At 51.5% G+C, this 21,616-nt stretch carries 18 protein-coding genes; 2 read left to right on the plus strand and 16 right to left on the minus strand.

Translation table 11 applies throughout. The features are described 5' to 3' along the window. Positions 1 to 3: 3 nt before the first annotated feature. Positions 4 to 699 (minus strand): YigZ family protein, encoded by a 696-nt coding sequence (locus tag DW642_RS06540; protein ID WP_117509661.1) that lies wholly within the window; start codon positions 697 to 699, stop codon positions 4 to 6. A gap of 205 nt (positions 700 to 904) precedes the next feature. On the opposite strand from DW642_RS06540, the gene DW642_RS06545 reads away from it, so the two are divergent. Then, complete coding sequence (locus DW642_RS06545) at positions 905 to 3,502, plus strand: transglycosylase domain-containing protein (RefSeq protein ID WP_117509662.1); 2,598 nt, start codon at positions 905 to 907, stop codon at positions 3,500 to 3,502. A gap of 91 nt (positions 3,503 to 3,593) precedes the next feature. Here DW642_RS06545 and DW642_RS06550 read toward each other — a convergent pair whose 3' ends face one another. From DW642_RS06550 to DW642_RS06580, 7 genes are all read right to left on the minus strand, one after another. Further along, a complete protein-coding gene (locus DW642_RS06550) occupies positions 3,594 to 4,538 on the minus strand; it encodes an ROK family glucokinase (RefSeq protein ID WP_117509663.1) in 945 nt (314 codons plus the stop codon). Between the two features lie 4 nt (positions 4,539 to 4,542). Further along, positions 4,543 to 5,478: an HPr(Ser) kinase/phosphatase gene (hprK, locus tag DW642_RS06555; protein ID WP_022463126.1), complete on the minus strand. Its 936-nt coding sequence runs from the start codon at positions 5,476 to 5,478 to the stop codon at positions 4,543 to 4,545. A gap of 94 nt (positions 5,479 to 5,572) precedes the next feature. Beyond that, positions 5,573 to 7,432, minus strand: a complete 1,860-nt coding sequence (gene uvrC, locus DW642_RS06560) for an excinuclease ABC subunit UvrC (RefSeq protein ID WP_117509664.1) — start codon at positions 7,430 to 7,432, stop codon at positions 5,573 to 5,575. Positions 7,433 to 7,524: 92 nt separating this feature from the next. Continuing rightward, a complete protein-coding gene (ftsH, locus tag DW642_RS06565; protein WP_055219748.1) occupies positions 7,525 to 9,426 on the minus strand; it encodes an ATP-dependent zinc metalloprotease FtsH in 1,902 nt (633 codons plus the stop codon). 186 nt (positions 9,427 to 9,612) lie between these two features. Next, positions 9,613 to 10,629, minus strand: a complete 1,017-nt coding sequence (gene galE, locus DW642_RS06570; protein WP_022463123.1) for a UDP-glucose 4-epimerase GalE — start codon at positions 10,627 to 10,629, stop codon at positions 9,613 to 9,615. 74 nt (positions 10,630 to 10,703) lie between these two features. Continuing rightward, a complete protein-coding gene (gene galT / locus DW642_RS06575) occupies positions 10,704 to 12,197 on the minus strand; it encodes a UDP-glucose--hexose-1-phosphate uridylyltransferase (protein WP_055219747.1) in 1,494 nt (497 codons plus the stop codon). 40 nt (positions 12,198 to 12,237) lie between these two features. Beyond that, on the minus strand, positions 12,238 to 13,407 hold the full coding sequence (locus DW642_RS06580; RefSeq protein WP_117509665.1) for a galactokinase: 1,170 nt from the start codon (positions 13,405 to 13,407) through the stop codon (positions 12,238 to 12,240). 264 nt (positions 13,408 to 13,671) lie between these two features. Between DW642_RS06580 and DW642_RS06585 the strand changes: the two genes are divergently transcribed. Continuing rightward, positions 13,672 to 14,565: an AraC family transcriptional regulator gene (locus tag DW642_RS06585; protein ID WP_055219743.1), complete on the plus strand. Its 894-nt coding sequence runs from the start codon at positions 13,672 to 13,674 to the stop codon at positions 14,563 to 14,565. On the opposite strand, the gene DW642_RS06590 is transcribed toward DW642_RS06585, so the two are convergent. The 8 genes from DW642_RS06590 to DW642_RS06625 form a co-directional block, all read right to left on the minus strand. Further along, entirely contained in the window at positions 14,556 to 17,048 is a 2,493-nt protein-coding gene (locus DW642_RS06590; protein ID WP_117509666.1) for an ATP-dependent DNA helicase, read from the minus strand. The two genes, DW642_RS06585 and DW642_RS06590, sit on opposite strands and share 10 nt — an antisense overlap. A 328-nt stretch (positions 17,049 to 17,376) precedes the next feature. Beyond that, positions 17,377 to 17,604 carry an HPr family phosphocarrier protein gene (locus tag DW642_RS06595; protein WP_022463118.1) on the minus strand — a complete coding sequence of 76 codons (228 nt, stop codon included), beginning with the start codon at positions 17,602 to 17,604 and terminating at the stop codon, positions 17,377 to 17,379. Positions 17,605 to 17,939: 335 nt separating this feature from the next. Beyond that, positions 17,940 to 18,764, minus strand: coding sequence for an Mrp/NBP35 family ATP-binding protein (locus DW642_RS06600; protein WP_055219741.1), 825 nt, complete (start codon positions 18,762 to 18,764; stop codon positions 17,940 to 17,942). Between the two features lie 30 nt (positions 18,765 to 18,794). Beyond that, complete coding sequence (locus tag DW642_RS06605) at positions 18,795 to 19,139, minus strand: metal-sensing transcriptional repressor (RefSeq protein WP_055219739.1); 345 nt, start codon at positions 19,137 to 19,139, stop codon at positions 18,795 to 18,797. 38 nt (positions 19,140 to 19,177) lie between these two features. After that, the gene (locus DW642_RS06610; protein ID WP_022463115.1) at positions 19,178 to 19,408 is read right to left on the minus strand and encodes a hypothetical protein; all 231 of its coding nucleotides are present in this window, start codon (positions 19,406 to 19,408) and stop codon (positions 19,178 to 19,180) included. Positions 19,409 to 19,412: 4 nt separating this feature from the next. Next, complete coding sequence (locus DW642_RS06615) at positions 19,413 to 19,940, minus strand: DNA-deoxyinosine glycosylase (RefSeq protein WP_022463114.1); 528 nt, start codon at positions 19,938 to 19,940, stop codon at positions 19,413 to 19,415. Beyond that, positions 19,927 to 20,169: a hypothetical protein gene (locus DW642_RS06620; protein ID WP_022463113.1), complete on the minus strand. Its 243-nt coding sequence runs from the start codon at positions 20,167 to 20,169 to the stop codon at positions 19,927 to 19,929. Before DW642_RS06620 ends, DW642_RS06615 begins: the two co-directional genes overlap by 14 nt. Before the next feature lie 243 nt (positions 20,170 to 20,412). Beyond that, positions 20,413 to 21,591, minus strand: a complete 1,179-nt coding sequence (locus tag DW642_RS06625; protein ID WP_117509667.1) for a phosphoribosylaminoimidazolecarboxamide formyltransferase — start codon at positions 21,589 to 21,591, stop codon at positions 20,413 to 20,415. Positions 21,592 to 21,616 lie beyond the last annotated feature (25 nt).

Genomic DNA, 21,616 nt, shown 5'->3' on the forward strand with positions numbered 1-21,616 from the left:
CCTTTATCCTAATTCTTCTGCCTCCAGATTCTTATACTGCGTCAGCGCATCCCCGAAGATCAGCTCTCCGTCGTTCTGCGCAAAGTACAGCTCCTCTTCTTTTTCCAGTTTTGCCTTTCCGTTCGTCCCCTCGGTAATCTCCGCGCAGAGACGGTCCACCTCCGTTTTCGGAACGAGAACGCGGATTTTCACCTGATCGGTGTACTCGGATTCCAGAATCGGAATCCCCCGCTGGCCGAGCAGATACTGGATTTTACCGATGCCGTTGTAATCCGTCTCAATCAACAGCCGCACGCCGCAGATCTCGTCAATCAGAGCACTGTTTGCCAGCCCCTCCTGCACCGCCTGCGAGTACGCGCGCACCAGGCCGCCCGTTCCCAGCAGCGTACCGCCGAAATACCGCGTCACCACAACAAGCACATTGCGGAGGCCTGCTCCCTGTACCACATCGAGCATCGGCCGCCCTGCCGTGCCGGAAGGCTCCCCGTCGTCGCTGCAGCGCACCGTCTCCTGATTTTCTCCAATAATATACACAAAACAGTTATGCCGCGCATCCCAGTATTTTTTCCGCAGAGCTTCCAGGCAGGAAAGTGCCTCCTCCTCAGATTCCACCAGACGCACCGTCGCAATAAAACGTGATTTCTTCTCCACGATTTCCCCGGTTCCACCCCGGTAAACCGTCCGAAACTGATCGATCATATGTCCTTACTCCTTCATCCAAATATGTACCTATCTTACCATATCATTTCTGAAAAATCAGCATTCTTTTCAGAAATACTTTTATTCCAGCCCTTTATTTGGTATAATAAAAATAAGTATACCCTGCTTTTTGCAGGGCAGGAACACCATTGATTACTGAACTAAATCAGTTTTGCAGGAACATGACATAAGGAGGATTTTCTATATGCACTTTGGAAAAAGTCATCTGGAAGACAAACGTGAAGATCTGCGGTCCCATTACGGAAAGATTGAAAAGACGGCCGGCGTGACGGCGCTGCGCATCGCGTTCTGTCTTCTTCTTGTCGTTCTCGTCTGCGGTGCCGGGCTTGTGATCGGCGCTGTCCGCGGCGTGATTGACAGTGCCCCTGATATCTCGGAGGCAAATATCATGCCGCTCGGCAACGCGTCGTTTATCTACGATGCTGACGGCAACCAGGTACAGAAGCTGACCGGGGCTCAGGGAAACCGTGTCTCGATTTCGATTGAGGAGATTCCGCTCGATATGCAGCACGCGATCGTCGCGGTCGAGGATGCCCGTTTTTATGAGCACAACGGCATCGATCCGAGCGGTATCATCCGTGCTTTCGTTGTCGGCGTCAGCCACGGCTTTCATTTTACCGAGGGCGCCAGCACGATCACACAGCAGCTCTTAAAAAACAATGTTTTCACTGACTGGATGGAAGAGACGCGGATGCAGAGCTTCAAGCGGAAGATCCAGGAACAGTACCTGGCGCTGAAGCTGGAAAAAACACTGACCGCAGAGGGTGAAAACGCCAAAGACGTTATTCTGGAAAATTATCTGAATACGATCAACTTAGGTTCCGGCTGCTACGGTGTCCAGACGGCAGCGCAGACGTATTTCGGAAAGGATGCAAAAGATCTGACGCTCTCTGAATGCGCCGTTCTTGCCGCAATTCCAAAGGCGCCGACGGCATATAATCCGAAAAACCACCCGGAGAAAAACCAGCAGCGCCGCGACAAGATCCTGAACAACATGAAAGAGCAGGGCTACATCACCGAAGAAGAATACACCATTGCCATGAACGACAACGTTTACGACCGCATCGCCATGCACACGCAGTCCCAGGCGGAGAGCGCGCCGTACTCCTACTTTATCGATGAAGTCATCACCAACCTGATCAACGATCTGATGGTACAGAAAGGCTACACCGAAGTGCAGGCAAAGAACGTTGTCTACAGCGGCGGCCTCAAAATTTATACCACACAGGATTCCTACATGCAGTCAATCCTCGATACGGAATTCCAGAATCCGGAGAACTTCCCGGCGAACACGCAGATCGGTCTCGACTGGGCGCTCACCGTAGAGCAGGCAGACGGCGAGGTACAGAACTACAGCAAAGAGATGCTGCAGCTCTACTTCCGCAACAGCGATCCGAATTTCGATCTGCTCTTTGACTCCCAGGAGGAGGCACAGAGCTATATCGACCAGTACAAAGCCGCTATCATGCAGGAGGGCGATACGATTGTTGCCGAGCGCAGCAGCTTCACCCCGCAGCCGCAGGCGTGCATGACCGTTATGGACCAGCGCACCGGTTACGTGAAAGCCATCGTCGGCGGACGCGGCGAAAAAACAGCAAGTCTTACCTTCAACCGCGCAACCGATAATTATTCCCAGCCGGGTTCCACGTTTAAGATTCTTTCCGCGTACGGACCGGCACTCGACCTTGGAAAGATTACACTCGCTACGGTAATTAAGGATGAGCCGTTCAACTACAGCGACGGCACACCGCTGCAGAACTCGGATCTTACCTACCATGGTGATGTTACCGTCCGCCAGGCGATCATCAATTCCATCAATATCCCGGCCGTCAAAGTACTGACCGAGCTTACGCCGAAGGTCGGCTTTGATTATCTGAAGAAGCTTGGTTTTTCCAAACTCTCCGAGGAATACGATGTGATCCAGCCGCTGGCTCTCGGCGGTATCACCTACGGTGTCAGTGATCTCGAACTGACGGCAGCCTACGCGGCAATCGCAGACGGCGGCCAGTACCGCAAGCCGGTGTTCTACACAAAGGTTACCGACAGCAAGGGAAATGTTTTAATTGACAACACAGAAAACAAGGCAACGCAGGTCTTCAAGGCAAGCACTGCCTCCCTCCTCACCAATGCCATGGAGGATGTTCTGGAAAAAGGTACCGGTGTTGCCGCCCGCCTCGACAATATGCACGCAGCCGGAAAAACCGGTACGACGAACGAGGCCAAGGATCTTGTTTTTGCAGGCTTTACGCCGTATTATACCGCTGCCATCTGGGCAACGTATGATACACACGCGGAGTTTCCGGAGAGCGACCGTGAATTCCACAAACGTCTCTGGGCAAAGGTCATGAATGAAATCCACGAAGGCCTTGCCGATATGGATTTCGAGACTTCCGCAACAGTACAGGAGGCAACGATCTGTACGAAGACTGGCCTGCTCGCCCGCTCAAGCTGCCCGTCCATCACCGAATACTTTGCGGTATCCGATCTGCCGACCGAGCGTTGCAAGGGCCACTACACCGCGCCGGCCTCAACACCGACGCCGACCAGAACCCCTTCCGCAGCATCAACTCCGCAGACAACCCCGACACCGACGGAGGCACCGCAGGAAACTCCGGCTCCGACCGAAACACCTGCCGATCCGCCTTCTAATACACCGGAGACTCCTGACACACCGGAGACTCCTGACACACCGGAGACCCCTGATGCACCGTCAGAACCGGATACCCCGGCGGAGATATCGGAAGTACAGCCGCAGTCCGAAGAGAGCGGCTCTTCCGAATAACTTTTTCAGTCAGTCTATACACAAAAAACCGGCCCTCTGGCATATGCCAGCAGGACCGGTTTTTCTATACTTCTTTTTCCATCTGAATCAATTAGTCAATCAGCATTTTTGCTGCGCCGTAGATACCAGCATCGTTTCCAAGGGAAGCGAGTACGATCGGGGTATCTTTGCATGCGATGAATGCTGCTTCACGGTAGTATTTAGCTACGCCGTCGATCAGGATCTGGCCTGCTTTGGATACACCGCCGCCGACTACGATAACTTCCGGGTCAACAACGCATGCGAATACTGCAAGTGCTCTTCCGAGGTACTCGGAGAACTCCTGAACGATTGCTTCTGCTGCTGCATCGCCTTCTTTTAATGCATCAAAGACAGCTTTTGCACTGATGGACTCTCCTCTTTCTCTTAAAGAAGACGGAGTATCATGGGATGCCAGATATTTCTTTGCCAGACGAACGATACCGGTTGCAGATGTCATCTGCTCGAGGCATCCGTGGTTTCCGCAGTTGCAGACCGCTTCTTCTTCCGGCTCAACACATGCATGACCAACCTCGCCGCCTGCGCCGTGAGCACCTGCTACGATCTTGCCGTCCACGATGATTCCGCCGCCGACACCGGTTCCAAGGGTAACCATAACCAGGTTCTTGCTTCCCTTTCCGCCGCCTGCCCACATCTCACCGAGAGCTGCTGCGTTTGCGTCGTTTGCTGCTTTTACTGCCATTCCGCCGAGTTCGTCGGAAAGCTCTTTTACGATATTTTTATATCCCCAGTTCAGGTTGACTGCGATGGAAAGCTCACCTTTGTCATTAACCGGGCCAGGTACGTCAATGCCGACACCGGCAACATCATCTGCTGCGATACCCTTCTCAGCCATTTTTGCTTTTACGCTTTTTGCGATATCCGGCAGAATTTCGCTTCCGCCGTTTTCGGTGCGGGTCGGGATTTCCCATTTTTCCAACAGAGTTCCGTCTGTCTGGAACAGTCCGCATTTTACTGAAGTACCCCCAACATCGATTCCAAATACATAGTTTGCCATTTTCTTACTTCTCCTCTCTTTTTTTCACTAAGTTAGCCTGTACACGGCGGTACAGCTCCTGTGCGGCATTGTAGCCCATCTTCTTCTGTCTGTGGTTGACAGCAGCGGTTTCTACGATGATCGCCAGGTTACGGCCCGGACGGATCGGAAGGGAATGGCAGACAACCTTGTTTCCAAGGAACTCAATATACTCTTCTTCCAGGCCCAGACGGTCGTATTCTTTCTCTTTGTCCCACTCTTCAAGCTTGATAACAAGGTCGATAGACTGGGTATCCTTTACGCTCTCGACACCAAACAGCGTCTTGACGTCGATGATACCGATACCGCGCAGCTCGATAAAGTGACGCGTGATATCCGGTGCCGTTCCGACCAGCGTAATGTCGCTGACACGGCTGATTTCAACCACATCATCGCTGACGAGACGATGGCCTCGTTTGATCAGCTCCAGTGCAGCCTCGCTCTTTCCGATTCCGCTCTCGCCCATGATCAGAACGCCCTCGCCGAATACATCGACCAACACGCCGTGGATGGAGATCATCGGGGCAAGCTGGACATTCAGCCAGCGGATGATTTCAGCCATGAAAACGGAAGTCGATTTGTCTACCGCAAAGGCCGGTACCTGATAACGATTGCACAGCTCCAGAATTTCCGGTCCCGGAATCATCTTCGTGGTGAAAATGACACATGGGATCTTGCGGCTTACAAACTCTTCAAACGCGCGGACGCGCTCGCTCTCTTCAAGATGCTGCAGATACGTGAACTCTACATAACCGATGATCTGCACACGCTCATTGGCAAAATGCTCATAGTAACCGGTCAGCTGCAGTGCAGGACGGTTGATATCCGGTGTGGCAATGACAAGATCTGTCATATCAACCTCTGGTGTCAGGTTGCGGAGATCCATTTCCTCCACCATTTTGGTCATTTCAATTTCTTTCATTTTCCTGTCCTCCGACTTCATTCGACGTCTTTTTAAATCCGTCTCTTCTATGATTTTAGCACAATAAAGCATCACGGGCAACCTAGAAATTTAACTATTTTGACGAATCCTCATTTTCCTCCTGTGCAGGTGCGTGAAAGAATGTGTAAACCTGCTCCGCCGCCTTTTTATTCATGCCCGGAAGTCCGGAAAGTTCTTCCACGGTTGCCGCCTTGATATCATCAATTCCCTGAAAGTGGCGCATCAGTTCTTTCCTTCTTGTCGGCCCGATGCCCGGGATGTCGTCGAGAATCGAGTGGACCTGGCCCTTGCTCCGCAGCAGGCGGTGGTATTCGATTGCAAAGCGGTGCGCCTCGTCCTGCACGCGTGTGATCAGTTTGAAGCCCTCGCTGTTCCGGTCAATCGGGATTTCCACGTTTCGAAAATACAGACCCCTCGTGCGGTGCTTGTCGTCCTTTACCATACCGCAGACCGGAATCGCAAGATCCATTTCTTCAAGCACCTCAAGCGCAATGTTAACCTGGCCGCGTCCGCCGTCCATCATGATCAGGTCCGGCAGCCGCTCGAAACCGCTGTCCTCCTGGATGCCGCGCAGAAAACGGCGGCTTAAGACCTCTTTCATACTGGCGTAATCGTTCGGTCCCTCGACGGATTTGATCTTGAATTTTCGGTAATCGGCGCGCTTTGGCTTTCCTTTCTCGTAGACGATCATCGAGCCGACCGACTGGAAACCGCTGATATTGGAGATATCGTACGCCTCGATGCGGTCGATCGACGGCAGGTTCAGCCATCTGGCGATCTCTTTTACGGCACCGACCGTCCGACCCTCTTCCCGCTTGATCCGCTCGCGGTCCTGGTCGAGAACGATCTGTGCGTTCCGCTCTGCCAGTTCCACCATTTTTTCCTTGCTGCCCTTTTTCGGCACGCGGATGCGGACCTTCTGGCCCCGTTTGCTGCTTAAATACTCTTCCATCAGCTCCTGCTCGGCAATCTCCTCGGAAATCATGATTTCCCGCGGGATGAACGGCGTGCCGGAATAGAACTGTTTCATAAACGTGAGCAGCACCTCGCTTTTCTGCTCCTCCTCCCCGATCCGCAGATAATAATGCTCCCGCCCGATCAGCTTTCCGTTCCGGATAAAGAAGACCTGCGCCACCGCATCCTCTTTGTCCATCGCAAGCGCAATGACATCTTTGTCCTCGCCGTCACTGTTCGTAATCTTCTGCCGCTCGCCGATCCTGCGCACGCTGTCGATCAGATCACGGTACTCCGCCGCCTGCTCGAACCGCATCTCCTCAGCCGCCTCCGTCATTTTTCCAGTCAGCTCTTTGATCATGTCATTGTAATTTCCATTCAGAAAACTGATCGCCTTTTTGATCTGCTCGCCGTACTCTTCTTTGGAAATGTATCCCTGGCACGGCGCCTTACACTGGTGGATGTGATAGTAAAGACACGGGCGGTCCTTGCCGATCTCCTTTGGCAGGCTCTTATTGCAGGAACGGATATCGTACAGCTTCCGCAACAGTTCGATCGTATCTTTCACAGCTCCGGCGCTCGTGTACGGGCCGAAATATTTCGCCTTGTCCTTCTTCATCTGATGGGAAAACAGAATGCGTGGAAAATCCTCGTTCACGGTCACCTTAATGTACGGGTACGCCTTGTCATCTTTCAGCATCGTATTGTATTTCGGACGGTGCTCTTTGATAAGGTTGCACTCCAGCACGAGCGCCTCCAGTTCGGAATCCGTCACAATATACTCAAAACGGGCGATATGCGTGACCATCCGCTCAATCTTCGGCCCTTTGTTGCGGCTCGTCTGGAAATACTGGCGGACACGGTTTTTCAGCGAAATCGCCTTTCCTACGTAGATAATTGTATCGTCCGCGTCGTGCATCAGATAGACGCCGGGTTTCCCCGGCAGTTTTTTCAGTTCTTCCTGGATATCAAACGCCATACGACCCTCCTCTTTTTGGGACTGTAATGTTGAAAATGCCCAGCGTGCAGAGATCGTTTTCTCTGCTCCCGCCGGGCCTTTTCGCTTTCTTTTTATACTTCTGGATTTTCAACCGCTTCTTCCGCGTTTCCATTCCGTTTTGCAATCACCTGATGAAAAATCTCCATAAATTCTTTTCCGGTGATCGTCTCTTTCTGGATCAGGTAAGCTGCGATTTCATCCATCGCATCGCGGTTAGCTGCCAGAAGTTCTTTTGCCTGCTCATACGACTCTTTCAGGATCTTCATGACCTCGTGGTCGATTTCGGTTGCTGTGGCATCGCCGCAGTTTAAGACCATTCTTCCGTCGAGGTACTGATTCTGCTGGGTCGCAAGACCGATCAGACCGAATTTCTCCGACATACCGTACTGCGTGATCATCGCGCGGACAATCTTCGTCGCTTTCTCGATATCATTCGAAGCTCCCGTTGTCACGTTGCCGAATACGATCTCCTCTGCCGCTCTTCCACCGAGGCACTCGACGATCATCGCCTCGAGTTCGCTCTTCGTGTTGAGGTATTTCTCCTCCTCCGGCACCTGCATGACGTAGCCGAGCGCACCCATCGTACGCGGCACAATCGTGATTTTCTGTACCGGCTCGGAATCCTTCTGCAGTGCAGTAACAAGTGCGTGGCCTACCTCGTGGTAGGAAACGATCTTTCGCTCTTCCTGGCTTAAGATGCGGTCCTTCTTCTCTTTTCCGACGAGGACAACCTCGACTGCCTCGAGAAGATCCTTCTGGGAAACGGCTTTTCTTCCGTTCTTGACCGCAAGAATCGCTGCCTCGTTGATCATATTTGCAAGATCCGAACCAACGGCTCCCGATGTCGCAAGTGCGATGCCGTCGAGATCAACCGTCTCATCGAGCGATACGTTCTTGGCGTGTACTTTCAGGATTTCCACACGGCCTTTCAGGTCCGGTCTTTCTACGATAATCCGGCGGTCAAAACGGCCTGGACGCAGCAGCGCCGGGTCAAGAACCTCCGGGCGGTTTGTGGCCGCAAGGATCAGAATACCCTTGGAGCTGTCGAATCCGTCCATCTCGGCGAGGAGCTGGTTTAACGTCTGCTCCCGCTCGTCGTTGCTGTTGTAGCTGTTGTCACGGCTCTTTCCGATCGCATCGATCTCATCGATAAAGATGATGCACGGTGCGTTTTTCTTTGCTTCCTCAAACAGGTCACGCACACGCGATGCACCGACACCGACGAACATCTCGACAAATTCCGAAGCGGACATCGAGAAAAACGGTACGTGCGCCTCACCGGCTACGGCTTTGGCAAGCAGTGTTTTTCCGGTTCCAGGAGGGCCTACAAGAAGCGCTCCTTTCGGAAGTTTTGCACCGATTGTCGTGTATTTTCCAGGGTTATGCAGGAAATCCACAACCTCCTGGAGCGATTCTTTTGCCTCGTCCTGTCCCGCAACATCGCGGAATGTCACGCCGGTTTCTTTCTGTACGTAGGCCTTTGCTCTGCTCTTTCCTACGCCCATGACTCCGCCGCCTTTGTTCATGCTGCGCATCACCCATACCATGACAGCGACAAGCATCACAACCGGCAGAATGACGGTCAGCAATGTGTAAATGATCGTTCCGGTAGAATCCGGCGGATCTTTGTGGTACGTAATGCCTTTCTCCTGTAACAGATCGACCAGCTCCTGCTCATCTCCCATCATCGTTACCTGATAGGTGATTCCCTCCGATTTCTGGTCTTTCGGCGTTACGGTCAGTGTTCCCGATTTCAAGACAACTTCCTGCACTTCATCGTTGTTTACCATGTCCAGGAATTTGCTATAGTCAAGATCCTCGGAAGTAATTCCCCCAAGGGCATTGTTCAGAAGTCCCATCACCATCAGGCTGACGAGGAGGCAGATCAGGATAATGAGTATCGTCTGTCTGTTTTTCGGTCCTCCCCCGGAGCCTTTTTCTGGTTCCCGGTTCTGATTTTTTCTATCGTCCATGCTTTTCCTCCTTGTATGTCAAACCGCCCCTCTTTTTTACGGACACTTTAACTCTTACATTATATCGGATTCCCTCTTAATTAGCAAGCCGGACTTTGTGAAAAAAGACTGAATTTATCTATACAAAAACGGCCCGCCGACACTCTTTCAAGTATCGGCGGACCGCCAGATAACACTCACATTACATTAGTCGTTATATCCGTTCGGATTCTTCTGCTGCCAGTTCCAGGAATCGGCACACATCTCCTCGATGCCGTACTCAGCCTCCCAGCCAAGCTCCTCTTTTGCTTTGTCGCATTTGGAGTAGCAGGTTGCGATATCACCGTCACGGCGCGGTTTGATTTCGTATTTCAGCGGATGGCCGCATGCTTTCTCGAATGCGTGGATCACATCGAGTACGCTGTAGCCTTTGCCGGTTCCGAGGTTGTAAATGGAAACGCCCTCGTTGTCAGCCAGTTTCTGGATGGCTTTTACATGGCCGCGTGCCAGGTCAACAACATGGATGTAATCGCGGACACCCGTTCCGTCCGGAGTATCGTAGTCATCACCGAAAACACCGATGCACTCGAGTTTTCCGATGGCAACCTGTGCGACATACGGAAGCAGGTTGTTCGGGATGCCCTTCGGATCCTCTCCGATAAGGCCGCTCTTATGCGCTCCGATCGGGTTGAAGTAGCGAAGCAGGATAACATTCCATTCCGGATCTGCGGTGTGGATGTCGGTCAGAACCTGCTCGAGCATGCTTTTTGTCCAGCCGTATGGGTTGGTCGGGGTTCCCTTCGGGCACTCCTCGGTGATCGGAATCTGTGCCGGATTGCCGTATACGGTTGCAGAAGAACTGAAGATGATGTTCTTTACGCCATGGTTTCTCATCTCATCGCAGAGAATCAGGGTTCCGGTCATGTTGTTGTGATAATATTCAATCGGTTTATGTACGGACTCGCCGACTGCTTTTAAGCCTGCGAAATGGATGACAGCGTCAATTTTCTCGTTGTCGAAAATTTTCTTTACGCCTTCGCGGTCCAGCATATCGGTTTTGTAGAAGGTTACTTTCTTTCCGGTAATCTGTTCTACACGCTCGATGGCTTTCTCGCTTGCATTGTAAAGGTTGTCCATGACAACAACGTCATAGCCTGCGTTCAGCAGTTCCACACAGGTGTGGCTTCCAATATAGCCTGCACCGCCAGTAACTAAGATTTTCATTTTGGTATCCTCCATGTTTTCCTTCGCTGCTGCTTTTTTTGCCGCAGCGGGTTAATTGAAGCATTTAGTTTATTCTACAACGTTTCCATGAATTTTGCAAATGCACTTCTGCCTTCCTCAGTGCACTTGTAAACGCCGGCATCCTCGAGTACGCCGACAAAGACTTTTCCGACTTCCTCTTTCAGGATATCCATCACATTTTCGCTGTTCAGCTCCGGATGGCGCGGCAGGAATTCGTCTACCCAGTCGGCATGTTTCTCCAGCTCTGCGACAGCGCGGACATCTTTTCCCTCTACGAGGCATTTGGAAAGCTCTTCCAGCTCATCTTTTAAGCGCGCCGGCAGAATCGCAAGTCCCATAACCTCAATAAGGCCGATGTTCTCTTTTTTGATGTGATGATACTGTGCATGCGGATGGTAAACACCGAGCGGGCATTCGTCCGTCGTGATGTTGTTGCGCAGTGCCAGATCGAGTTCGAACGTATCGCCCACTTTTCTTGCGATCGGCGTGATCGTGTTGTGCGGCTCTCCGTCAGTCTCGGCGAATACAAACGCATCCTCATCCGTGTAACCTCTCCAGCAGTTCAGGATATGCTCTGCCAGATCGATCAGCCGTTTCTCATCTTTGTGGCGGATCCGGATGACGGACAGCGGCCATTTGACGATGCCGGTTTCCACATCCTCGTATCCTTTGATGGTAAAATGGCGCTCGATCGGCGCTTTCGCCATTGCGAAGGTATAGTGGCCGCCCTGATAATGATCGTGGCTTAAAATGGAGCCTCCCACGATCGGCAGATCCGCATTGGAACCGATGAAGTAGTGCGGAAACAGCTTGATAAAGTCAAACAGCTTCACAAAGGTCGCGCGCTCGATCTTCATCGGGTTATGCTGGAAATTGAACACGATGCAGTGCTCATTGTAATACACATATGGCGAGTACTGGAATCCCCACTCCGTCTGATTGATCGTCAGCGGAATGATGCGGTGGTTCTGGCGCGCCGGGTGGTTGACGCGTCCCGCATAGCCCACATTCTCCTTGCAGAGCAGGCATTTCGGATAACCGCTCTGTTTTGCCAGTTTTGCAGCCGCGATCGCCTTCGGGTCCTTCTCCGGTTTGGAGAGGTTGATCGAGATATCGATATCGCCGTAGGCACTCGGTACGCTCCAGCGGATATCCTTTGCGATGCGGTATCTGCGGATGTAGTTGGAATCCTGGCTCAGTTTGTAGAAGTAATCGGTTGCCTCCTGCGGGCTCTTCGCATAGAGTTCCTCAAACTTCTTTACCACCTCTCCCGGGCGCGGCATCAGGCAGTCCATCAGTTTCGTATCGAACAGATCGCGGTAAACGACGCTGTTGTGTTCGAGAAGACCGCGCTTAGCTGCATCATCAAGCAGTTCATTTAAAGTCTCTTCCAGATCCGGGGTCTCCGGAATCTGCTCCGGCTCTTCGTAATCGGAAATCTGCATGACTTCCAGAATCCGGTTTGTCGCATAGATTTTATCCAGTCCCGAAACAAGACCGGCATTTTCTCCATATTTTACCAGTTTTGCAATACTCTCGTTAATCACTGTAGCTTCCTCCCTGCTGCCGATCCAGCTTTTTTATTTCTTATTTTAATACGTCTGCGCCGTCTCCGATGTCTACGACATAGAAGTCTGCGGCATAGCCGATTTTTTCTTTGTAAGCTGCGCCTACTTTTGCGATGAAGTTGTCAATATCTTCTGTTTTTACGATGCTGACGGTGCATCCGCCGAAGCCTGCGCCTGTCATACGGGATCCGATGACACCCGGGCAGTTCCATGCTTCTTCCACAAGAGTATCCAGCTCGATGCCGGTTACCTCATAGTCATCACGCAGGGAAACGTGGGATGCGTTCATCAGCTCGCCGAATTTTGCGATGTCGTTTGCCTTTAAAGCTGCAACGGCCTGAACGGTTCTCTGGTTCTCGTAAACAGCATGTTTTGCACGTTTCTGGCGGACCGGATCTTTGATGGCATCTTTCACTGTCTCAAACTCTTCCTCGGTCAGCTCGCCAAGGCTCTTGATGTCTTTGACTTTCTGAATCTCAGCCAGAGCAGTCTCGCACTCGCTGCGGCGCTCGTTGTATTTGGAGTCGCCAAGGCCGCGTTTCTTGTTGCTGCAGGAGATGACAATTCTTGCGCCTTCCAGTTTAACCGGTGCGTACTCATATTTCAGATCACTGGTGTCAAGGAAGATCGCACAGTCCTTTTTGCCCATGGCGATGGCGAACTGATCCATGATACCGCAGTTGACGCCGTTGTAGTTGTTCTCGGAGAACTGGCCGTACAGAGCGATGTCGATCATGGAGATGGTGTCGTAGCCGAACATGTCACGCAGCATTACGCCGGTTACGGTCTCAACGGATGCGGAAGAGGAAAGGCCGGAGCCGTTCGGAATGTTTCCGTAGAGTACGATATCGAAGCCCTGCTCTACCGGGAAGCCCTTCTGGCAAAATGCCCACATCATTCCCTTCGGATATGCGGTCCAGTTGCCTTCTTTGCCCATCTGAAATTCATCAAGGGAAGATTCTACCACGCCGAGTTTTTCAAAGTTCATAGAGTAAAAACGAAGCTTTCTGTCGTCACGTTTTCTTGCTGCCATGTAGGTTCCGATGGTCAGTGCACATGGAAATACGTGGCCTCCGTTGTAATCGGTGTGCTCACCGATCAGGTTCACACGTCCAGGTGCGAAGTAGGTGCGGATGTCGCCCTCTCCCCCGAACAGTTTTGCAAAACAATCCAGTACCTGCTGTTTCATTTTGTTGTCTCCTTTTCTTTTTGGTGTGTTGTTTTCGTGGTTTCGTTTTGTGTGTTGTGTGTGTATTGTGTGTTTGTGTGTTTTTTCTTATCTTCTTAAGTATCATTATAGTGAGCCGTACGCCCATCTGCAACAACAATATTGGGGCAAACGATAATTATATTGAGGTGATCTTCGATTTTTTCTTGTTTTTTTTCCCTTTTTGCCGCATACTTTACTTATCGTATGATTTTTAACGGATTTTATGGATTGGAGGTACGTTTCATGCAGATCCGCATGGATAAAGAAAACCGTGAGCTGAAGGCCCACGGCAGCTATGAATTTCCTGTCAACATCAGTTACGAACAGCTCTCCCGCTACGAGCGCGGCTCCTTTTCCTGGCACTGGCACCCGGAAATTGAGCTGACGTTTGTCCTCTCGGGGCAGATCGGATATCAGGTCAACGGCAAATCGTATGTCTTAAAAGAAGGGGACGGCATTTTCTGCAACACGAATGCGCTTCACAGCGGCCACATGATCGACGGGATGGACTGCGTCTATATTTCAACCACGTTCGCCCCGCGCTTTCTCTATGGTTTTTCAAACAGTGTGATCCAGACGCGCTACGTCGAACCGGTGCTGACGGATATGCAGCTCGCCTCCATCGTCTTTTCGCCGGAGATCGACTGGCAGAACCAGGTACTTGCCTGTATGCACCGCATCTACGACCTCTCGCTTTCACAGCCGTCCGCGTTTGAGATGGAAATCCAGGAGCTTCTGCTGTCGATCTGGATTGAGATTTACCGCCACGCATCGTTTTCCGGTGAATCCCAGAACACGGCGGCAGCGCGTGATGTTGAGCGGCTCCGCATTCTGCTCGACTACATCCACCGCCATTATATGGAGCATCTGACGCTCGAGGATCTCGCCGCACAGATCCACATCTGCCGCAGTGAATGCTGCCGTTTTTTCAAGAAATGCATGAACGAATCCCTGTTTGACTATCTTCTCGATTACCGTATTGAAAAAAGCCTGCCGCTCCTTCTCGAGCGCCAGGCCAGTATCACTTCCGTAGCGGAACAGACCGGATTTTCCAGTCCTGCCTATTTTTCTAAAATTTTCCGGCAGCAGATGGGCTGCTCGCCGAGCGAATACCGGAACCGCGCGGATCACACGTAACGTTCAGCGCTGCACCGAGATTTCATTTCCTGCTGCCCGGCTTTTGATCCGCTCTCACAATCCACCCTCTCCCAAAACGAATGGATTACCTCCGGGAGGCTGCTGCGCTGCACAATCCGGCAGTCCTCCCATTCTCTTGGGAACAGCTCGCGGTACTCCCGGTTTCGGAACCGCTCGTCGAGCAACAGAATCACACCCGTGTCCTCCGTCGTACGGATCACGCGCCCTGCCGCCTGCAATACTTTATTCATGCCGGGATAGCGGTACGCGTAGTCGAAACCGTTCTCTCCGCTGCGGTCAAAATATTGCTTTAAAAGTTCTCTCTCCGGCCCCACCTGCGGGATTCCGGCTCCCACAACGGCCGCGCCGATCAGCTTTTCCCCGTCCAGATCAATTCCCTCCGAGAAAATGCCTCCCATGATACAGAATCCCACCAGCGTTTTCTCGTTGTCTTTCGCAAACGCTTCCAGAAACGCTTCTCTCTCCTGCTCCCGCATCGCCGACTCCTGGATCAGGCAGGTCACGTTTTCATCTGCATACAGTTCCTCATAGACCGCATAGACATCCTGCATCAGGCGGTATGACGGGAAGAACGCCATATAGTTGCCCTTCCGGCTCTGGATCATCTCGTTCAGATAGGCGGCGATCTTCTCAAACTCTGCGCGGTTTCTCCGCTGATACTTCGTGCTGACCTCGCTTCCGATCGCCAGACACCGCTTCGTGGGATCAAACGGGGACTCCACGTAAATCGCGTAATCGTCCGTATTCGTGCTGAACATCTTCTTATAATACTGCACCGGCAGCAGCGTCGCGGAAAAGAAAACGGCCGACCGCCCCTGGTTGATACACTGCTGCAGATTCTCCGCCGGGTTGACGCAGAACAGGCGCAGTGCAAAATCGCCGTTATCGAGATAACTCGTGTAGATCAGATAATTTTCATCCACTAAATTGTAAATCTCGGAAAAATTTCGCAAGTTAAAGTAAAATTCCAGAACCTGCTTCCGGATTTCGCTTGTCTTATGCGCTTCCAGCCAGCCCGCCAGTTCTTCCAGCAGCTGATTGACCATCATAAGAAACGTCGATACGCTTTCCAGCTCCGTACAGGAATCGCACTCTCTTTTGTAGACGAGCATCTGGTGATTGCAGCGATTCAGCGCCTTCTCGAGCTTTTTGCCCGGTGCATACGGGCGGAGGAGCTGGCGGACCTTTAAAATCTCCTCTTTGACGAGCGTGGCACTGAACATATCGCGGCCCCGCTCGACCAGGTTATGCGCCTCGTCGATCAGAAAGATGTAGTCACCCTTCGTTCCTTCTGCGAAAAAGCGTTTTAATTTCGAGGTCGGATCAAACGCATAGTTGTAATCGCAGATCACGCCGTCCACCCACGAAGCCACATCAAACTGGAACTCGTGCGGGCAGACGTTCCATTTTTCCGCCTGGCGCAGGACTTCCTCTCTTGTGTAGGAATCACATTCCGTCAGCATCTCGTACACCGCCGCGTTGATCCGGTCAAAATGACCTTTCGCGCGCGGGCAGTGGATCGGATCGCATTCGGGCTCATCGAGGATACACATTTTTTCTTTTGCGGTCAGCGTGATTGCTTTGAACTGCAGTCCCTTCTCTTTTAGAATAGAGACCGCCTCCTCTGCCACGGTACGGGTGATGGTTTTCGCAGTCAGATAAAAAAGACGGTCGCCGCAGCCCTCTCCGATCGCGCGGATGGCCGGAAAGACCGTGGACATTGTTTTTCCGATGCCGGTCGGCGCCTGGACGAAGAGTTCTTTTTTCCGCAGAATGGTACGGTAGACGCCGCTCACCAGTTCCCGCTGGCCTTTCCGGTACGGGAAGGGGAATTCGAGGTGCTGCATTGAGGCATCTCGCGCTTTCTGCCACTGGTACTGGAATTCCGCCCAGATAAACCAGGCGTCGAGTAGCTCATCGAACCACTGCTCCAGTTCCGGGAGCTTGTACGTCTGCAGAAAATGGCGGATGCGCCAGTTAGAGTGCTCCGGCTTTACCTCTTCTTTGGTGAGCGGGCGCAGAAGGCCTTCCTCCTCGGAGGAGAGCAGGGTGTACGTCATCAGCACGCCCATCTCCTCTTTGCGGTTCTGAAGGCCGTAGATGTAAGCGTAGCACTTCGCCTGTGCCAGATGTACCGGAACCGGCTCTTCCATCGTTTCGAGGTCACGGTACGTTCCCTTGATCTCCTCGATCACGGTCGTGGTTCCGTCCTCGTACATGCCGTCTGCTCTTCCCTCGACGCGCAGGATGAAATGCTCATATTCTTTTTCGTGAACCAGCGGAACCTCCGCATGGTAATCGGCGCCCCGTTTTTTCTGAATCTGCTGATGCACCCGCGTTCCCGCCTGCATGGCATCCCGCTCGCCAAAACCGCCCGACGAGTTGTCCAGATCCCCGCTGCGCAGAATAAACTCCACCAGATTCCGCACGGAAATCCGGATCTCTTTCTTCTTCTCTTCCACTAGCCCGCTCCTTTTCTAACCAGACTATTCAGAGCCCCATCTCGATTCCGCTGCGCTGCATCTCGATGTGGCTTCTCGCCATATGAAATTCCAGAAAAGAACGCTCATTCATGCAAGCATGATTCGTGTCCTTTTCTGGAATTTCGCATGGCTCTGAATAGTTATCATTATACAGAAAAAAGGAGACTGCCGCAACAGTCTCCTTTTTTCTCTCTGAAGTTATGTGTCTCGTGTGATTAGTTTTTCTTCAGAAAGTCCCCTGCGCAAATTCTGTCTCTACTCTCGCTGGCGGCGCAGGCTGAATTTTTTTCGTTTCCCTTAATAAAATTTATGCTACAGCAAATTTCTGCAGGGTTTTATTGAATGCCGGACTGTCACCATAGCAGTGTACGGTGAGATCACGGTTCAGATCCATGCTGAGGATGCCAAGAATGGATTTTGCATCAATAATAACGCGGTTGTAAAAAATGTCAATATCAAAATCACATTTGGAAGCTGCTTTTACAAACTCCTCTACTTCCTCAGTTCCATTGAGTCTTACTACGCAGTGTGACATACGATTCACCTCTTTCTTAATCAATAGCTGTTTGTTTTCCTATCGTTGAGGTAGATTATGCACTTTTTCTCTTTAAATGTCAATATTGAATTTATTTCCTTGTTTTTGCCATATTATGCATGTTTTTTATGCAAGTTTTTCTCATTAACCCTTCATATTTGTCGCTTTTTGTCTCATTTGCGCAGTCGTGTGTAACCGGTTACACAAAATCCGTTTAAAATAAAATAGTTTTTGCCAAAAGAAACGTAAAAATCTTGTCAAAAAAACCCGCTTTTCCTTGTAAAATCAAGGAAAAACGAGTTTTTCATGCCATTACTTGCTTCTATATTTAATGATTAGATGTTGATCTTTGCAATATCGGTGTTATCCACTTCTGCAAATCTTCCTTCGTCCACCAGCTCGGCAAACTCCGGATGAATCGGCATTTTGCCGAGAACCGGCACGCCGATCTCGGCTGCGATCTCGTCGATGTGGCTTTCGCCGAAAATGGACAGCTTTTTGCCGCAGTCCGGACATACGAGGTAGCTGTAGTTCTCTACGATACCGAGCACCGGAACGCTCATCATCTGTGCCATCTTGTAGGCTTTCATGACGATCATGCGCACCAGATCCTGCGGGGAAGATACGATCACTACGCCGTCTACCGGAAGAGACTGGAAAACGGTCAGCGGAACATCACCGGTTCCTGGCGGCATATCGACGAAGAGATAGTCCAGGTCGCCCCAGATGACGTCGGTCCAGAACTGTTTTACGGTTCCTGCGATGACAGGTCCTCTCCAGATGACCGGCTCTTCCTCGCCCGGAAGCAGGAGGTTGATGGACATTACCTTTACGCCGTTTGCTGCAACTGCCGGGTAAACGCCCTTGTCATCTACGTTTGCAGGTCCTTTCAGGCCATACATTTTCGGGATGGACGGTCCTGTGATATCGGCATCGAGGATACCAACCTTGTAGCCCTCTTTTGCTTTCTGGTTTGCCAGAGATGCGGTTACCATGGATTTACCAACACCGCCCTTGCCGCTGACAACGCCAATGACATGTTTGATTGAAGAATCGGCATTCAGATCAATATGAAAATCCGGTTTGCCCTGTCCTGCTTTGCTTGGACATCCTTCGCAGCTTTCTTTGGAACAGCTCGAATTGCTGCATTCTTTTGCCATGTTTCTTTCCTCTTTTCTTGTTTTTCTTGCTTATTTGACAAAGCGGTCGATCGCCTTATTCAGCTCCTGAATCGCTTTTGTGTCCCCATGCTCGACTGCATCGACGATGCAATGTTCAATGTGATCCTCCAGGATAATTTTTCCTGTATTGTTAATGGCCGCCTTCACGGCAGACAGCTGGATCAGAACCTCAGTGCAGTCCCGGCCTTCCTCTACCATCCGCTTGATCGACTCCATGTGTCCGATCGCGCGGGAGAGGCGGTTTAAGACTGCTTTTGTATTTGTATGATGGTGCCCGTGGGCGTGATCGTGGGAATGCTCGATCACGGTGCCGTCTTCCAGCACATGCACATGCGTGTGTTTTTCTTCACTCATCGTTTTTTTCTCCGCTTTTCTGATATTTTCTGCGCGATTCAGATTTCTGTAAACGTAAACCGCTGGCGGATGCCGGAGGTCTCAATGTCAAAGACCAGAGATCCGTCCGCTTCCACCGTTTTTTCATATTTTAAGTTTTTGTCCGGAAATTTCTGACGGATATACGCCTCCGGGTCATCCGTCTCGATCTCGTCGAAAAAGACGTCCCGCATCTGATTATTGGCACACTCATTAAAAATCTCCCAGACGGTCTCGTACTCTTTTTTCATCCTGTCACTCTCCGTTTCGTAAGACTTCTCCGCACTGGCTCCACTCGCCAAGCAGCCGCTCCACAGACCATGCGGCGTTCGCGGGACTCGTCGACGGAAGGCGAACCGCTTCCCGTCCCAGCTGCTTCTCCTGGTACTTCCGGTAATACTTCCACGCGGTCGCCCCGTTGCAGTAAATCTGCCGGATATCGGCGCATTCCAGAATGTCCTGCAGCGGATTCGGCACAACATCGCGGATGCTCGCATCACTCGAGCCTGTGATGACGCAGGACGCGATCACATCCCAGACAGCGATATGATTCCGGAGCAGAAACGCCTTCTTCTCTTCCACGGTCTGCGGCACCTCTTCCCCGCACACGGCTGCCGTCACTTTCCAGAAACGGTTCTGCGGATGGCCGTAAAAAAATCCGGTCTCCCTGGATTTTACGGACGGAAAACTGCCGAGAATCAGAATCCGGGAATCGGCGCGGTAAACCGGCGGAATCGGATGCACCACCGGGTGCTCATTTTTGTTCTCGTCAGGTCGGCTCATCTTCATCAAACTCCACTACCGTATAGAATCCTCTCGGTGTCTCTTTTACTTCTTTTACGATTCCCTTCCGGGACTGCAGCCTCTCATACGCCTGATAATTCCTGCTCATGGCCACTGCCGGGGTAATCGTATAATAATAGGAGGTAGGCAGTGCGCTTTCTGTCACGTTGACTTCCTGGCCTTCCTCGAGAAGTCCCTGTCGCTCCATTTTAAATTCCATCTGCCGCATATTCCTCATCCTCCTTTTTGCAGCGGGCAAAAGATACGCCCATGGGGTATTTTATCACACTTTTCCGAAAAAGAACAGGGGTTTTCGACAGAAAAAGGGCGGTACCGCCCTCTTCCTGCTTATTTTTTATTCTTCAGAAAGTGCTACTCTCTCTTTGATGATACATGTGCGAAAAAAAGAAAGAATCCGGCCGCCCAGAGACCGGATTCTTTCTTCTTATATAAATATAAAACGCATTTCTTTTTAGTGATGGAACAGACGGATTCCTGTAAATGCCATCGCCATGTTGTACTTGTTGCAGCACTCGATGACAGCGTCATCACGAACCGATCCGCCCGGCTCTGCGATGTACTGGACGCCGCTCTTGTGTGCGCGCTCGATGTTGTCGCTGAACGGGAAGAAGGCATCGGAACCTAAGGTTACGCCCTTCATCTGGTCGAGCCATGCACGTTTCTCTTCTCTTGTGAAGACTTCCGGTTTTACTTTGAAGATCTTCTCCCATGCGCCGTCTGCGAGAACATCCATGTACTCCTCGCCGATGTAAACGTCGATCGCATTGTCACGGTCTGCGCGGCGGATGCCGTCTACGAACTGCAGATCCAGCACCTTCGGGCACTGACGCAGGAACCAGTTGTCGGCTTTCTGTCCGGCAAGACGGGTGCAGTGCACACGGGACTGCTGGCCTGCGCCGACACCGATGGCCTGACCGTCTTTGACGAAGCATACGGAGTTGGACTGGGTATATTTTAAGGTAATCAGTGCAATCTTCAGATCGCGTTTTGCTGCTTCCGGAATCTCTTTGTTCTCGGTTACCACGTTGGAGAGCAGCTCATCGTCGATCGGCAGCTCCTGGCGGCCCTGCTCAAAGGTAATGCCGAAGACCTGTTTGTGCTCGAGCGGAGCCGGACGGTAATTCTCGTCGATTTTGATGACGCAGTAGTTACCTTTTTTCTTTGCTTTCAAGATTTCCAGTGCTTCATCGGTAAATCCCGGAGCGATGACACCGTCAGAAACCTCACGTTTGATCAGAGATGCGGTGTCTTTGTCGCAGACATCAGAAAGTGCGATAAAGTCGCCGAAAGAAGACATACGGTCTGCGCCTCTGGCTCTTGCATAAGCGCATGCTAACGGAGAAAGCTCTCCCATATCGTCTACCCAGTAAATTTTACGCAGGGTCTCGTCCAGCGGAAGACCTACGGCTACACCTGCCGGGGAAACGTGCTTGAAGGAAGTTGCTGCCGGAAGACCGGTGGCTGCTTTCAGCTCACGTACCAGCTGCCAGCCATTGAAGGCATCCAGAAAATTGATATAGCCCGGACGGCCGCTTAATACTTCGATCGGAAGATCTCTGTCATCATCCATGTAAATTCTGGAAGGTTTCTGGTTCGGGTTGCATCCGTATTTTAACGCTAATTCTTTCATGATTTTCTCCTTTCGCAAAACACTC

This window comes from Blautia sp. AM23-13AC, from assembly GCF_003435675.1.
GTDB lineage: Bacteria > Bacillota > Clostridia > Lachnospirales > Lachnospiraceae > Fusicatenibacter > Fusicatenibacter saccharivorans.